Genomic DNA, 13,351 nt, shown 5'->3' with positions numbered 1-13,351 from the left:
CGCAGCACCCCCATCGAAAGAGCAGTTCGCGACACGTCGCGAACTGCTCTTTCGATCAGAGGAGGCCTTCGCTCTTGAGCCAGAGGTAGTGGTCGGCGAGCTTGGCCGGCAGCTCGTCCGCCTCGGCGTCGATGACGTCGACGCCCATCCGCTCGAGGGCGGCAGCGACACGGGCCCGTCGAGCCAGGGAGCGCTCAGCGGCCGAGGCTCCGTAGGCCTCCGTGACCGTGCTGCGCCGCACGAGCATGGCTCCGACGGCGGGATCGGCGACGCTCGCGAGGACGACGCGGTGCCGGGCGACGAGCGCCGGGATGACCGGCAGCAGGCCCTCCTCGACGGCCGCGGGCTCCAGCGGGGTGAGCAGGACGACGAGGGACCGCTGGTGGTGGCTGCTGACCACCGCCGCTGCGAGCCCGGACCAGTCGGCCTCGACGATCGCTGGGTCGATCGGCGCCAAGGCCGACACCACCTCTGCCAGGGGGTTCGTGCGCTCGGCCGAGCCGATCACCCGCACCCGGACCCGTTGGTCCCCGGCGATGACGTCGACCCGGTCGTGCGCGTGCGAGGCGAGCGCGGTGAGCAGGAGCGTGGCGTCCATCGCGGCGTCGAGGCGGGGAACGTCCCCGACCCGACCCGCGCTGGTCCGCGAGGTGTCGACGACGACGACGATGCGGCGGTGCTGCTCCGGCTGCCACGTCCGGACCACCACCGAACCGCGGCGTGCCGTGGCCCGCCAGTCGATCGACCGCACGTCGTCGCCCTCGACGTAGTCGCGGAGCGAGTCGAACTCGGTGCCCTGGCCGCGGCGCCGCACCGCGGAACGGCCGTCGATCTGCCGGAGCCGGGAGAGCTTGCTCGGCAGGTGTCGCCGCGAGTGGAAGGGGTGGAGCACCCGGACCGAGCCGGGCACGGGGAAGGAGGCCTGGCGGGCAGCGAGACCGAGTGGGCCGAAGAGGCGCACGGTGACCAGGTCCGCGTGCCGGTCGCCGCGACGGGTGGGGCGCAGTCGCGTCGCCAGCCGGATCCGGTCGCCGGCGCGGAGGCGAAGGTCGTGGCGGTCGTTCTCGGCGCCGGCTGACGGCTGCCAGGCATCCCGGACGCGGCCCCGCACCGACCTGGGGCTGGGGTTGGTCACGAGGAGCTCGCTCGTCGTCGCTTCGCCGAGCCGCACCAGCGGGCTGATGGACCGCTCGAGGATCAGCCGGCGTGGCGAGGGAGCGAGGGCCAGGTCGAACGCCGCGAGGACGATGACGCCAAGGGTCCACAGCAGCACGGTGCTCGCGGTCGGGCTCCACGCCAGGGCGACCGCGCCCAGGAGCACGAGCGCGGCGGCACGCGCCGTCAGGACCATGGCGTGCGATCTCCTCGGACCGTCACCGGGGCACCGCCACGGATCCGAGCGCGCTGTCGAGGACGGCCGCGACGCTCACTCCCTCGAGCTCCGCCTCGGGACGCAGGGCGAGGCGGTGCGCCAGGGTCGCGTGCGCCATCGCCTTGACGTCGTCGGGGGTGACGAACGTGCGGCGGTTGAGCCACGCCCACGCTCGACTGGTCGCGAGGAGCGCCGTGGCGCCACGGGGACTGACCCCGAGGGCCAGCGACGGGGAGCTGCGGGTGGCTCGGGCGATGTCGACGATGTAGCCCGCGATCTCCGGCGAGACGACGACCTGCTGGACGGCCGCCGCCCCCGCGGCGAGGTCGGCCGGGCCGGCCACGGCCGTGACCCCCGCCGCGGCGAGGTCGCGCGGGTCGAAGCCGGTGGCGTGGCGGCGCAGCACCTCGACCTCGTCCTCGCGTGACGGGACCGGCAGGCTCACCTTGAGCAGGAACCGGTCGAGCTGCGCCTCGGGCAGGGGGTAGGTGCCCTCGTACTCGACCGGGTTCTGGGTGGCGGCGACGAGGAAGGGCCGAGGCAGCGGTCTCGGGGTGCCCTCGACGGTGACCTGGCGCTCCTCCATGGCCTCGAGCAGCGCGGACTGGGTCTTGGGGGGCGTGCGGTTGATCTCGTCCGCGAGCAGGAGGTTGGTGAAGACCGGTCCCTCGCGGAAGGTGAAGTCGCTCGTCCGGGGGTCGAGCACGAGGGAGCCGGTCACGTCACCCGGCATGAGGTCCGGCGTGAACTGGACCCGCTTGGTCGTCACGTCCAGGGCGGCGGCAAGCGCCCGGACCAGGAGGGTCTTGGCGACTCCGGGAACGCCCTCGAGGAGGATGTGCCCCCGCGTCAGCAGCGCGACGATGGCGCCGGTGACCGCGGCGTCCTGGCCGACGACGGCCTTGCCCACCTCGGCCCGGACGGCGAGCAGGGAGTCGAGGGCCGCCGCCGCGTCGAGGTTGGTGGGTGTGCCGGCTGCGGGCGGCTGGGTGTCGGCGGGGATCTGGGTGTCAGTGGTGTGGTCGCTCATGCGTGTCGCACGTTCTCCTCGAGGTGGGCCAGCTGCTCGGCGAGCAGCACCAGGTCTCTGTCATTCGTCGGGGTGGGACCGTCGAGCAGCGCACGTATCTGGCTCGCCTCGCGGTTCGCGGTGCGGGCCACGGCTGCGACGACCTCGTCGGCGGTGGCGGAGGGCAGGCCGAGGCGGGCTGCCAGCCGCTGCACGGTCCCGGCGCGCAGGCTGCTCGCCGCCCGTTCACGGTCGCCGGCCCGGCGGTAGAGGCGCCCTCGGGCCTCGGTCGTCTCCACGGCCCGCACGACGACGGGCAGCGGCTCGGTGACGATCCGGCCGAGCCGCCGGCCGCGGGCGAGCGCGAAGGCGATGAAGGCAAGCCCGAGCAGGAGGGTCGCCGGCCCGAACCACTCGGGTATGCCGCGGTCCGAGGGGCGCAGGTTGCCGGACCCGTCCGGCACGTCGAGGTCGGAGATGTCCGGGAGGTACCAGACGAGTCGTGCGGTGCTGCCCAGGGCCCGGAGCCCGATGGCTGCATGGGACGCCTCGCCGACCCGGGCGTTGGTGAGGGCGTCGGCGGAGCCGAGCACCACGGTCTCCGGCTGCACGTTGGTCGATGGCAGGACGACCACGGCGGCGTCGGCGTTGTGGCCGGGGAAGCACCCGGCCGCGCCGGCCGGCAGCTGCGGTGTGCCGTCTGCACTGGTGTCGGTCGACTGGTAGAACGTCACCCTGGCGTCGAGCCGGTCGTCGCGGTCGATGAGGTCGGACCCGCAGTCGGCGGCCAGATCGACGCGGCCGCCGTCGCTGGGCGCGAGCCGGACCCCGAAGTCGCTCAGGGCGAAGGCGCTCGGCTCGAGGAGCACGAGCCGCGCCGCCTTGCTGGCGTGGCGGGACGCTCGATCGGCAGCTGCCTCGCCGAGGAAGTCGAACGACCCCATCAGCACGGTGGTCGTCGGACCGACTCCGGCGGCCTCGAAGTCCCGGATCGTGCGGACCACCTCGACGTCGACGCCTTGGTCCCGCAGGACCTGGGCCAGGGCTCGGGACCCTTGGCGTGAGGGGCTGTCGGGGTCGGCGAAGCCGCCGGAGCCGCCCCCGCTGGACGTGAGGGTCAGCAGCGTCACAGCCACGATGGCCGCGACGACGAGCAGGGCGGCCACACGCCATCTCCGACGGGTGTCGCGAACTGCTCTTTCGATTGAGTCAGCGGTGCGGGCTGGGGGCGACGCGAGCGGGCTGGTGGTCATCAGTCGACGACCGCATGGCTGAGGAACGGACGGGAGGTGCGGAGGCGCTCATCGAGGTCGGCGATGGACCGGGCGACAGCAGCGTCCACGTGGACGTCGCCGTAGCGGATGGCGTCGAAGTGGTCGGCCGCCCCGGCGAGAGCCGCGGCCTCGTCGGGCAGGAGACCGGCGAGTGCCACGCTCACCTCGTGGGCGGTGCGCCCGGGGCTGTCGTCGATGATGGCGCGCTCGGCGGCCGACGCCGCGATGGCCCGGAACCAGTCCGCCGCTGCGTCGTCGACCGCGCCGGCCTCGAAGGCGGTGCGAGCCCGGGCTCGGTAGGCGTCCGCATCGAGGTGAGGCTCGTCGAGCACCCCGCCCGCGCGGCCCTCGCCGGGCCCGACCTCCCGGCCGAGCCTGGCGTAGAGGACCACGCCGACCAGCGCTGCCAGCAGGGCGAGGAGCACGGGCAGGACCCACGTGGGCAGCTCGCCGCTGCCGCGCATCATCAGCTCACCGATCAGCTCACTGATCCAGTCGAGGACGCGTTGGAGCAGACTGCGGTCGTCGGCGTACTCCGGCTGGGACAGCTCCCGCAGGAGCCATTCGCGTGCCTCCTCGGCCGACGGGTCGACCGGCACGGACACGGGCCAGGCGCGCACGGTCAGGCGCTCGGCGGGGTCGGGACCTGCTGCATGAGCTGCACGTCGAGGCCCTCACACCGGATCCGCTGGTCGACGTAGAGCAGTGAGTCGACCCCGGAGACAAACGGCGTGATGAGCACGCCCTGGACGAGCATCGAGATCGCCTGGGTGAGCGGGACGATCCAGACGACCGAGTCGGCACCCGGTTCGCCGGGCGCGAAGAGGGCGATGACCCCGATCGGGGTGGCGACGATCGAGCCCGCGATCCCCGCGACGATCACTGTGAGGAACCGGATGCCGAGGATCCGCCAGAACGGCCTTCCCGCGGTCAGCCGCCACGAGCGGCTGATCGCTCGACGGGCACCGGCCGACTCGAGAACGACGATGGACACGGCGAAGCCGACCTTGACCCAGAGGTAGATGAACGCCGCGACGGCGGCAAGGCCGAGCACGACCGTGAGGACCACGCTCCCGGCACCGTCGCCTGCCGTCCAGATGCCGACGGCGCCAAGGAGGGCGAGGACCATGACGCCGGCCATCATCGCGATCACCAGGGCCGTCGTGCCGAGGGCCGCGAGGATGCGTCCGCGGGTCTGCTCCCAGGTCTGCCCGAGGGTGACCTTGCGCCCTTGGATGGCGTGGCCGATGACCAGGGCGACGAAGAGCGGCAGCAGGATGGAGACGACCCACATGCCGAGCGTCGGGATGTTGGCGGCGAGCGTGGCGGTCGCGAAGGCACCGGACGTGACGGAGGGGTCATCCGTGCCCAACGGGTCGGTGGCGAGGACCTCGGCGAGGTCGGCGCCTCCTCCGGCGAGCCAGATGGCCAGGGCGGTGGCCGGCACGAGGGCGAGTGTCGTCGTGATGAGGGCCAGGCCGAGGGTCGCACCGGGGTTGCCCCTCATCGTCGCGAAGACGCCGCTCCAGATCTCACTCATCGTGAGCGGCCGCAGCGGGATGATTCCGGGCCGGTACTCGAGCCGAGGGGGCGGTGGTGGGGGCGCTGGGCGATAGGGCCCGCCCCAGGGAGGCGGAGGAGGAGGCGGAGCAGGGGGCGGAGGAGGTGGGACCGATCCCGCGTCAGGCGGCACGGACGCGCGGTCCGGCGGCACCGGCCGTTCGGGGCCGCCGAAGGGCGAGGGGCCTGGGGCCGCCCAGCCCGGTTGGTCGCTCATCAGTCCTGTCCTCCCTGTGGTGCCCGAAATCTACCTCCCCGGCCGCATCGGTGCCCGGCCACGCCGCGCATCAGCCGACTCAGGGCCGTTTGAGTGACCGGCTCCGCCCACGGAACTCCGCCACCGCCTGCCCGTCCGACTCCCTCCGCACTGTGACGTCAGTGATTCCGTTGCGTCCGAAGGCCGCCCGCACCACGGCCTCCGCGACGAGCACGTCGCCCAGCCGGCTCGGGGCGATGAAGCTGATGTCCGCCCCGGCCGCCACGGTCACCGCCCCGCGGGAGTTGCAGGCCAGCGCGAACGTCGAGTCGGCGAGGGCGAAGACGAAGCCGCCGTGGCAGATGTCGTGCCCGTTGACCATGTCTGCCCGGACCGGCATCCGCACCACGGCGTGGTCCTGCTCGATGACGAGGGCCTCCATGCCGAGCCGCCGCGACGCCTCGTCGTCCACCCACATCTGGCGGGCGAAGGCGACACCTTCCTCAGTCGATGGACCGCTCATCCCAGCGTCCCGTCGAGCAGCGCCGGGCTCGGCCGGTAGCGCCCACCGGGGAAGGCCCGGTCGAGCTCCTCGATCTGGCGGGACACCACGGCGAGCCCGATCGCGCGGCCCCACTCGATCGGCCCGCGCGGATAGCGCGTCCCCAGCACCATGGCGATGTCGACGTCCGCCGCGGTCGCCTCGCCTCGCCCGACGAGGTCGGCGGCCTCGTTGACGAGCATGGCCAGAGTCCGCGCGAGCGGGTCGGTCTCGACCGGCCCGCCGACGAGTCGCTCCGCCAGCGTCAGATCGGGCTCACCTCCGACGAGAACGCCGTCAGCGGCATACGTGTAGACGCCCTCGCCCGACTTGCGACCGAGCCGGCCCGCCTCGACGAGGCCGCGCTGGAAGTCCGTCGGCGCGTAGCGTTCGTCCCGCCCGGTCTGCTCCCAGACGGAGGTGCCGACGGCGAGGTTGACGTCCTGGCCGATGAAGTCGGTCAGCTCGAGCGGCCCCATCGGGAAGCCGCCCCTCTCGCGGAGGATCCAGTCGATCGTCGCGGGGTCGGCCACCCCGGCCTCGACCATCCGCTGCGCCTCGCCGTAGAACGGCCGTGCCACCCGGTTGACGATGAAGCCGGGCGTCGAGGAGCAGCGGACGGGCGTCTTGCCCCACGCGCGCATCAGCGACATCGCCTCCTCGAGCACCGCCGCGCCGGACTGCTCGCCGTGGATCACCTCGACGAGGGCCATCACCTGCGGCGGGTTGAAGAAGTGGAGGCCGACGACCCGCTCGGGGTGGATGACGGCCTCGGCGATGGCCGACACGTCGATGCTCGAGGTGTTGGTGGCGAGGATGGTGGCGGCCGGCTGCGTGGCCCCGAGGTCAGCGAAGATCTTGCGCTTGAGGGCCAGGTCCTCCGGCACCGCCTCGATGACCAGGCCGCACTCCGGCAGCTCGTCCACCGAGCCCACGGGCGTCAGGCGCCGGCGCACGGTCGCCGCCTCCTCGGCCGTCAGCCGGCCCTTGGCGACCAGGCGGTCGAGCCCGCCCCCGAGCCGGTCGATCGCGGCGGCGGCGGCTCCCGGGGCGGCGTCCACGAGACTCACTTCGTGCCCTGCAGCGGCGGCCACCTGCGCGATGCCCGCACCCATCGCGCCGGCTCCGATGACGGCAACGTTCCTCACGTCCATGGGCCCCATCCTGCCGGGTCCGCCGAGGGCTCGGACAACGCCTAACCTTGAAGGCGTGACTGCACAGGCAACGAAGCCCACCCACCCGCTGCTCGACCAGCACGCCGGCGTCCTCGACGAGATCCGTCAGGCGCTCGCCACGCGGTCCTGGTACTCCCGCTACCCCGAGTCCCCGTCGCCGCGCGTCTACGGCGAGACGGCCGCGGCCGACGGCCTGGCCGCGTACGAAGCCCACCTCAACCGGCCGTATGCCGCTGAGCTGGCTTCCGGGGTCACCGGCAGCTTCGTGGGCAGCGAGGTCTCCCCCTACGGGCCGACGCTCGGCATCTCCTACCCGTCTCTGGACCTCGACGCGCTGTTCGCAGCCGCACAGGGCGCGATCCCGGCCTGGCGCGACGCCGGCCCCCAGGTGCGGGCCGCGGTGTGCGTCGAGATCGTCGACGCCATCAACAAGCGGTCCTTCGAGCTGGCCAACGCGGTCATGCACACGTCCGGCCAGCCGTTCGTCATGTCGTTCCAGGCGGGTGGCCCGCACGCTCAGGAGCGCGCGCTCGAGGCGATCGCCGCCGGTCTGGTCGAGCAGGAGCGGGTGCCGGAGTCGGTGGTCTGGGAGAAGCCGGCCAAGGACCGCGAGGGCAGGCCCGCGCCGATCCGGATGCAGAAGGACTACCGGGTCGTCCCGCGCGGCGTCTCGCTCGTCATCGGCTGCAACACCTTCCCGACCTGGAACGCCTACTCAGCGATCTTCGCCTCGCTCGTCACCGGCAACCCGGTCGTCATCAAGCCGCACCCGCGGGCGGTGCTGCCGCTGGCGATCACCGTCGAGGCGGCGCGGGGGGTGCTGGCCGCGGCCGGCTTCGACCCGGCGCTCGTCCAGCTCGCGGCCGAGGCCGACGGGCAGGGGCTGGCCAGGACCCTGGCCGAGCGCGACGAGGTCGCGATCATCGACTACACCGGCGGGCCGGCCTTCGGGGCCTGGCTCGAGGAGCGTGGGGCAGCCCTCGGCAAGCTCGTCTACACCGAGAAGGCCGGGCTCAACACCGTCGTCGTCGACTCGACGGACAACCTCAAGGGGATGCTCGGCAACCTCGCCTTCTCCCTGACGCTCTACTCCGGGCAGATGTGCACGGCGCCGCAGAACATCTACGTCCCGACCGACGGGATCGACACCGACGAGGGCCACCTGTCCTTCGACGAGTTCGGCGAGCGGCTCGGCGCTGCCGTGTCGCGGCTGACCGGGGACGACGCGAAGGCCGTTGAGCTCCTCGGTGCCACCGTCAACGACCAGGTCCGCGCCAACGCCGAGTCCCTCGAGGCGATGGCCGCCGAGGCGGAGGGCCGGGTCCTGCTCCAGTCGCGGCAGATCGTGCACCCCGTCTACGCGGAGGCCGTCGTCAGGGCGCCCGGGCTCGTCGCCGTCGACGTGCAACGTGAGGACGTCTACACCCAGGAGTGCTTCGGGCCGGTCGGTTTCCTCATCCAGACGGCCTCGACCGAGCAGTCCCTCGCGCAGCTCGCCGACACGGTCCGCGAGCACGGCGGCATGACGGCGTCGGTGTACTCCACGAGCGAGGACGTCCTCGAGGCGGCGCGCGAGGCAGCGGTGGCGGGCGGCGTGGCCCTGTCCGAGAACCTCACCGGCCAGATCTTCGTCAACCAGACGGCGGCCTTCTCGGACTTCCACGGCACGGGCGCCAACCCCGCGGCCAACGCCGCCTACACGGACTCGGCGTTCGTCGCGAACCGCTTCCGCGTCATCACCGCCCGCCGCCACGTCTGACCTGCTGCCGTGACGATCCTCGAGTCTGCTGTCGACCGGCCCGCCCTCCAGCGCCGGGTGATCCGGACGCTCGTGGCCACCCAGATCCTGGGCGGAGTCGGCATGGCGAGCGGCATCGCTGTCGGCGCCCTCCTCGCCGAGGAGCTCAGCGGCACCGAGGCGCTGGCCGGCGTGGGCACCACGTCGCAGGTCCTCGGCAGCGCCCTGATCACGATCCCCGTGGCGCGGGCGATCGCGGCTCGCGGACGCCGCGTCGGCCAGTCCCTCGGGCTGGCGGTCGCCTTCGTGGGTGCCGCCCTCGTGATCACCGCAGCGGTGGCCGGGTCCTTCCCCCTCTTCCTCGTGGGGATGTTCCTCTTCGGCGGCGGCACGACGGCCAACAACCAGGCCCGGTACGCCGCCGCCGACCTCGCCGCGCCGACGCACCGCGGGCGGGACCTGTCCATCGTCGTCTGGGCCACCACGATCGGCTCGGTCGCCGGACCCAACCTCGTCGGCCCCGGCGTCTCGGTCGCGCGACTCGTCGGCATCCCCGACCTGGCAGGGTCGTTCGTCTTCTCCCTCTGCGGCTTCCTCCTCGCCTGGGTCGTCGTCAGCCGGCTCCTGCGCCCCGATCCGCTGTTGACCGCGCGGGCACTCGAGGCGACGGAGCACGAGGAGCGAGCCCAGCGGCATACGGAGGGGCTGGCGGACGGCACCACGACGGGGCCGGCGCCCACGGCACCCAACCACGACGGCTCGATGGGACGCGGGCTCGCGGTCATCCGCGCCAACGCGCGGGCGCTCCGCGCGGTGCTCGTCATGGGACTCGGCCACCTCGTCATGGTCAGCGTCATGGTGATGACGCCCATCCACATGAAGCACGGTCACGCCGAGCTCGAGGTGATCGGCTTCGTCATCTCGATCCACATCCTCGGGATGTACGTCCTGTCGCCCGTCGTCGGGACCGCCGTCGACCGGTGGGGCGGCCAGCTCGTCGCGATGGTCGGCGGTGCGGTGCTCACGCTGGCCGCCGTCCTCGCGGCGCTGTCGGACGCGGGATGGTCTGCGCTGCTGCTCGCTGCGCTGTTCCTCCTCGGCGTCGGCTGGTCGTGCACGCTCGTCTCCGGCTCGACCCTGCTGACCGGCGCGGTGGAGACCGACGAGCGGCCGGCCACGCAGGGGCTCGCTGATGTCTTCATGGGACTGGCGGGTGCCGGCGGAGGCGCCGTGGCCGGTGTGGTCGTCGGCGGGCTGGGCTACTCCTGGCTGGCTGCCGGGTCGGCGGTCGTCGGCCTCGTCATCATCGCCATCGCGGCCACGGTGACACGCTCGGCTGGGTCGAGGTGATCGATCGAGGTCATCCTCGGTCGATCACGTCGACCCCCTGATCCGGGGCGGGGAACACCCCGTCGGGTTGCCGCATTCGGCGGACAGCGTGGTCCGCGAGCGGGACGATCAGAGGAAGGTCGGTGACACCGACCCGGACGCAGTCGGGGGAATGCAGTCCGCACTCTCCGAAGGCGTCATTCAACGGAGATCTGGAGATGAGCGTGACCAGTCAAAGCGCAGCCTCTCGCCGATTCACCCGTCCCAAGAAACTCGTCGCCGGGGCCGCGGCCCTCACCCTGCTCACGCTCGGCGGTGTCCAGGGTGCCAGCGCCGCAGACCCGGGCGTCGACATCGTCTACGTGGCCACGGGCGCCAACTTCCCTGACGCCCTCGCCGGCAGCGTCCTGGCCGCCCTCGAGGGCGCGCCGATCCTCCTCGTGACCCGCGACTCCATCCCGACCGCGACGGGCGCCGAGCTCGCCCGACTCGACCCGCGCTACATCCGAGTCCTCGGCGGCGCCTCCGTCGTGAGCGATGCAGTGCTCACCCAGCTCAAGTCCTACGCCACCGCAAACACCGCCGACGAGGTCACGCGCATCGCCGGCTCGAACCGCTACGAGACCGCGGCCGAGATCTCGAAGCGCGTGCCGGCCGCAGCGTCAAAGCTGCCGGACAACCAGGTGAAGGTCGTCACGGGGAGCCCGGCTCTTCCCTCCAGCTTGGGGGTGCTGGCCTCGACGACCGTCACGTTGCCCGACGTCTGCCCGGGGCCGGACAGCTGGAAGGTCCGGGCCACGGTCAACGGCTACTACCTCACGTCTGGATCGGTGACCTCCGGTGCGGCCACCACCGCGCTCTCGCTCGATGACCCCGCCAGCTACCTCTCGGCGACGATCACGAACCAGAACTTCGTGCTCAACGTCGGCCAGACCCGCGAGAACTACATCAGCGACTACATCTTCGACGGCGTTGACGCCGGCAACCACACGATTCGCCAGTGGGGGCTGGAGGACACCAATGTCGGCGTGACGGCCGCGCAGAACCGGCTGCTCGTCGAGGTGCTCGGCTACACCTGCTGACCCAGCCAGTCGCCTGCCGGCCGGGCCGCAACGCTCCGCTGGGTTCGATGTGATCGATCGAGGTCATCCTCTGTCGATCACATCGACCCGGGTTGGGTCAGGCAGTGACCCGCAGGGTCGACGTGCGGTCCTCGTTGACGAGGATCTCGATGCGGTCCGCGACCCGGGACTTGAGCTCCGTGACGTGGCTGACGATGCCGACGGTGCGGCCTCCGGCCCGCAGACCCTCGAGCGTGTGCATCACGTCGTCGAGCACGTCCGGGTCGAGCGTGCCGAAGCCCTCGTCGACGAAGAGCGTACCGAGATCGACGCCCCCTGACTCGGAGCGGACCACCTCGGCCAGGGCCAGGGCGAGCGACAGGGAGACGTAGAAGGTCTCGCCGCCCGAGAGGGTGCCGACGTCGCGGACCTGGTTGGTGTGCATGTCCTGGACTCGCACGCCCAGGCCGGACTTGGCGTTGCCCTTCTTGGCGTCGGTGTGCTCCAGCGAGTAGCGGCCTCCGGAGAAGCGGGCGAGCTCCGTGTTGGCCGCGGCGAGGACCTCGGCGAAGCGGCGGATGAGGACGTACTTGGCCAGGTCGAGGTTGAGCTGGTTGTCGCCGTTGCCCGCGACGAGCTGGCCCAGCCGCACCGCGTCGGCCGTCTCGGCGATGCAGTCGGCGTTGCGCTCCAGGGCGGCCCGGATGGCCGTGACCCGCTCCTTGGTCCGCCTGACCTGGTCGCGGAGGCTGCCGCGCTCGTTGGTGGCGGCCTCCATCTCCTTCTTGGCGGCTCGTTCGAGCTCGACCATCTGGTCGATGTCGTCGAAGAGGGTGTCGAGCTGGACGTCGGCCAGCTCGGGACCGGACAGGCCGGCCTTGACCCGGGTGCAGGCGTTCTCGAAGTCGGCGATCTCCTTCTCCCGAGCGGCGATCCACTCGACCGGCTGGTCGGCGGCGAGCCATTCGGCGACGTCGGCGAAGCCCGCCGCCGCGAGGTCGGCATCGCGCGCTGCCTCGTCCTCGGCCACGCTGGCGCGTGCGGCATCGCGGCCCGCCAGAGCGTCGACGAGCGCGTCGATGCGGGTGGCCGTCTCGACCAGGGCGGCCCGGCGCGCCGACACACTGGGGTGGCCGTCGCGGGCCGCCTCGACGACGGCCGTGTCGGCGTCGAGGCGCTCCGAGAGCTGGGTCGCTGCGTCCTCCGATCGGGCGGCCTCAGCCGTCAGCTCCGTGGCTCGGTCGGTGAGCTCGGCGCTGCGGCCGCGGAGGTCCGCCAGCGCGGTCTCGGTGGTGGTGACCGCGTCGGCTGCCTGGAGCGACGCGGTCAGTTCGGCGGCAGCCCGCCGGGCCACGGCCGTGGCAGCGTCGACGTCGAGCCCATCGGCGGCGGCGGCAAGCGCGGCGATCTCGGCCCGGAGCCGGGCGAGCCGGTCGGTGGCCTCGGTGACCCGCGCGCGCAGGGTCTCGACGTGCTCCTCCTGCGCGGCGACCTGCTCGGGCGTCACGGCATCGGGAGTCGGCCGGGCGGGGGAGGGGTGCTCCACCGAGCCGCAGACCGGGCAGGGCCGGCCGTCCGCCAGCGTCAGGCCGAGCTCCCCGGCGATGTCGTCGATGCGGGCCTGCCGCAGCTCGGCCAGCCGGCCCTCGCCGGCGCGCTGGGTGGTGAGGGCGGCGGCGGCCCGCTCCTCGGCCTCGGGCAGCCGAGCGCGTGCGGCAGCCTCGTGCGTCGCCGCCTCGAGCCGCTTCTTGGCCTGGGCCGCAGCGGCTGTCCGTGCGTCCAGCAGCGAGTGCAGGTGCCGGGCGGCGGTGAGCGACTGCTCGTGGGCCGCGATGGCGGCCGGGAGGGAGGTGAGTTCCGTGGTCGCCCGGTCCAGGGCGGTGCGGGTCCGGTCGGCCCGGCTGAGCAGCTCCGCCAGACGCGTGCGGTGCAGGCCGAGGGATCCCTCGACCTCGGCGGCTGACGTCAGCGAGCCGACCATCTCGCGGGTCGTCGACGCGGCGACGCGCAGCTCCGCGGCGGTGAGCTCACGGTGCTCCGGGTGCAGGCGCGACCGGGCCGTTGTGACGGCTGCCTCGGCCCGCTTGAGGGCGGCC

Annotated in this window: 11 protein-coding genes; 3 read left to right on the top strand and 8 right to left on the bottom strand. The window is 72.8% G+C overall.

Features of this window, described 5'->3' with window-relative positions; genetic code table 11:
- Positions 1-55 precede the first annotated feature (55 nt).
- The 7 genes from OO014_RS16950 to OO014_RS16920 all read right to left on the bottom strand — a co-directional run bounded on the left by OO014_RS16950 (position 56) and on the right by OO014_RS16920 (position 7,106).
- Entirely contained in the window at positions 56-1,351 is a 1,296-nt protein-coding gene (locus OO014_RS16950; RefSeq protein WP_272463503.1) for a DUF58 domain-containing protein, read from the bottom strand.
- A gap of 22 nt (positions 1,352-1,373) precedes the next feature.
- Positions 1,374-2,402, bottom strand: a complete 1,029-nt coding sequence (locus OO014_RS16945; protein WP_272463502.1) for an AAA family ATPase — start codon at positions 2,400-2,402, stop codon at positions 1,374-1,376.
- Positions 2,399-3,547 carry a DUF4350 domain-containing protein gene (locus OO014_RS16940; RefSeq protein ID WP_272463501.1) on the bottom strand — a complete coding sequence of 383 codons (1,149 nt, stop codon included), beginning with the start codon at positions 3,545-3,547 and terminating at the stop codon, positions 2,399-2,401. Before OO014_RS16940 ends, OO014_RS16945 begins: the two co-directional genes overlap by 4 nt.
- 86 nt (positions 3,548-3,633) lie before the next feature.
- Entirely contained in the window at positions 3,634-4,275 is a 642-nt protein-coding gene (locus tag OO014_RS16935; protein ID WP_272463500.1) for a DUF4129 domain-containing protein, read from the bottom strand.
- Between the two features lie 2 nt (positions 4,276-4,277).
- On the bottom strand, positions 4,278-5,195 hold the full coding sequence (locus OO014_RS16930; protein ID WP_272463499.1) for a hypothetical protein: 918 nt from the start codon (positions 5,193-5,195) through the stop codon (positions 4,278-4,280).
- 316 nt (positions 5,196-5,511) lie between these two features.
- Entirely contained in the window at positions 5,512-5,934 is a 423-nt protein-coding gene (paaI, locus tag OO014_RS16925; protein ID WP_272463498.1) for a hydroxyphenylacetyl-CoA thioesterase PaaI, read from the bottom strand.
- Positions 5,931-7,106: an FAD-dependent oxidoreductase gene (locus tag OO014_RS16920; protein ID WP_272463497.1), complete on the bottom strand. Its 1,176-nt coding sequence runs from the start codon at positions 7,104-7,106 to the stop codon at positions 5,931-5,933. The genes paaI and OO014_RS16920 overlap by 4 nt, the downstream gene beginning before the upstream one ends.
- Before the next feature lie 55 nt (positions 7,107-7,161).
- On the opposite strand from OO014_RS16920, the gene paaN reads away from it, so the two are divergent.
- The 3 genes from paaN to OO014_RS16905 all read left to right on the top strand — a co-directional run bounded on the left by paaN (position 7,162) and on the right by OO014_RS16905 (position 11,276).
- Complete coding sequence (gene paaN / locus OO014_RS16915; RefSeq protein WP_272463496.1) at positions 7,162-8,886, top strand: phenylacetic acid degradation protein PaaN; 1,725 nt, start codon at positions 7,162-7,164, stop codon at positions 8,884-8,886.
- A gap of 9 nt (positions 8,887-8,895) precedes the next feature.
- Complete coding sequence (locus tag OO014_RS16910; protein WP_272463495.1) at positions 8,896-10,215, top strand: MFS transporter; 1,320 nt, start codon at positions 8,896-8,898, stop codon at positions 10,213-10,215.
- Between the two features lie 203 nt (positions 10,216-10,418).
- On the top strand, positions 10,419-11,276 hold the full coding sequence (locus OO014_RS16905) for a cell wall-binding repeat-containing protein (RefSeq protein WP_272463494.1): 858 nt from the start codon (positions 10,419-10,421) through the stop codon (positions 11,274-11,276).
- 97 nt (positions 11,277-11,373) lie between these two features.
- Here the strand turns inward: OO014_RS16905 and OO014_RS16900 are convergent.
- Positions 11,374-13,351, bottom strand: a 1,978-nt coding sequence (locus OO014_RS16900) for an AAA family ATPase (RefSeq protein ID WP_272463493.1), incomplete at its 5' end; no start/stop codon positions are given.

It is taken from the genome of Intrasporangium calvum (assembly GCF_028446585.1).
GTDB classification, from domain to species: domain Bacteria; phylum Actinomycetota; class Actinomycetes; order Actinomycetales; family Dermatophilaceae; genus Intrasporangium; species Intrasporangium calvum_A.
The sequence above is the reverse complement of the archived record's forward strand: the minus strand, read 5'-3'. Positions and strand labels throughout refer to the sequence as shown.

Bases quoted from the DNA above. Each gene is read 5' to 3' on its own strand.
- OO014_RS16950 (WP_272463503.1), bottom strand. From the start codon at position 1,351: ATGGTCCTGACGGCGCGTGCCGCCGCGCTCGTGCTCCTGGGCGCGGTC.
- OO014_RS16945 (WP_272463502.1), bottom strand. From the start codon at position 2,402: ATGAGCGACCACACCACTGACACCCAGATCCCCGCCGACACCCAGCCG.
- OO014_RS16930 (WP_272463499.1), bottom strand. From the start codon at position 5,195: ATGAGTGAGATCTGGAGCGGCGTCTTCGCGACGATGAGGGGCAACCCC.
- paaI (WP_272463498.1), bottom strand. From the start codon at position 5,934: ATGAGCGGTCCATCGACTGAGGAAGGTGTCGCCTTCGCCCGCCAGATG.
- OO014_RS16920 (WP_272463497.1), bottom strand. From the start codon at position 7,106: ATGGACGTGAGGAACGTTGCCGTCATCGGAGCCGGCGCGATGGGTGCG.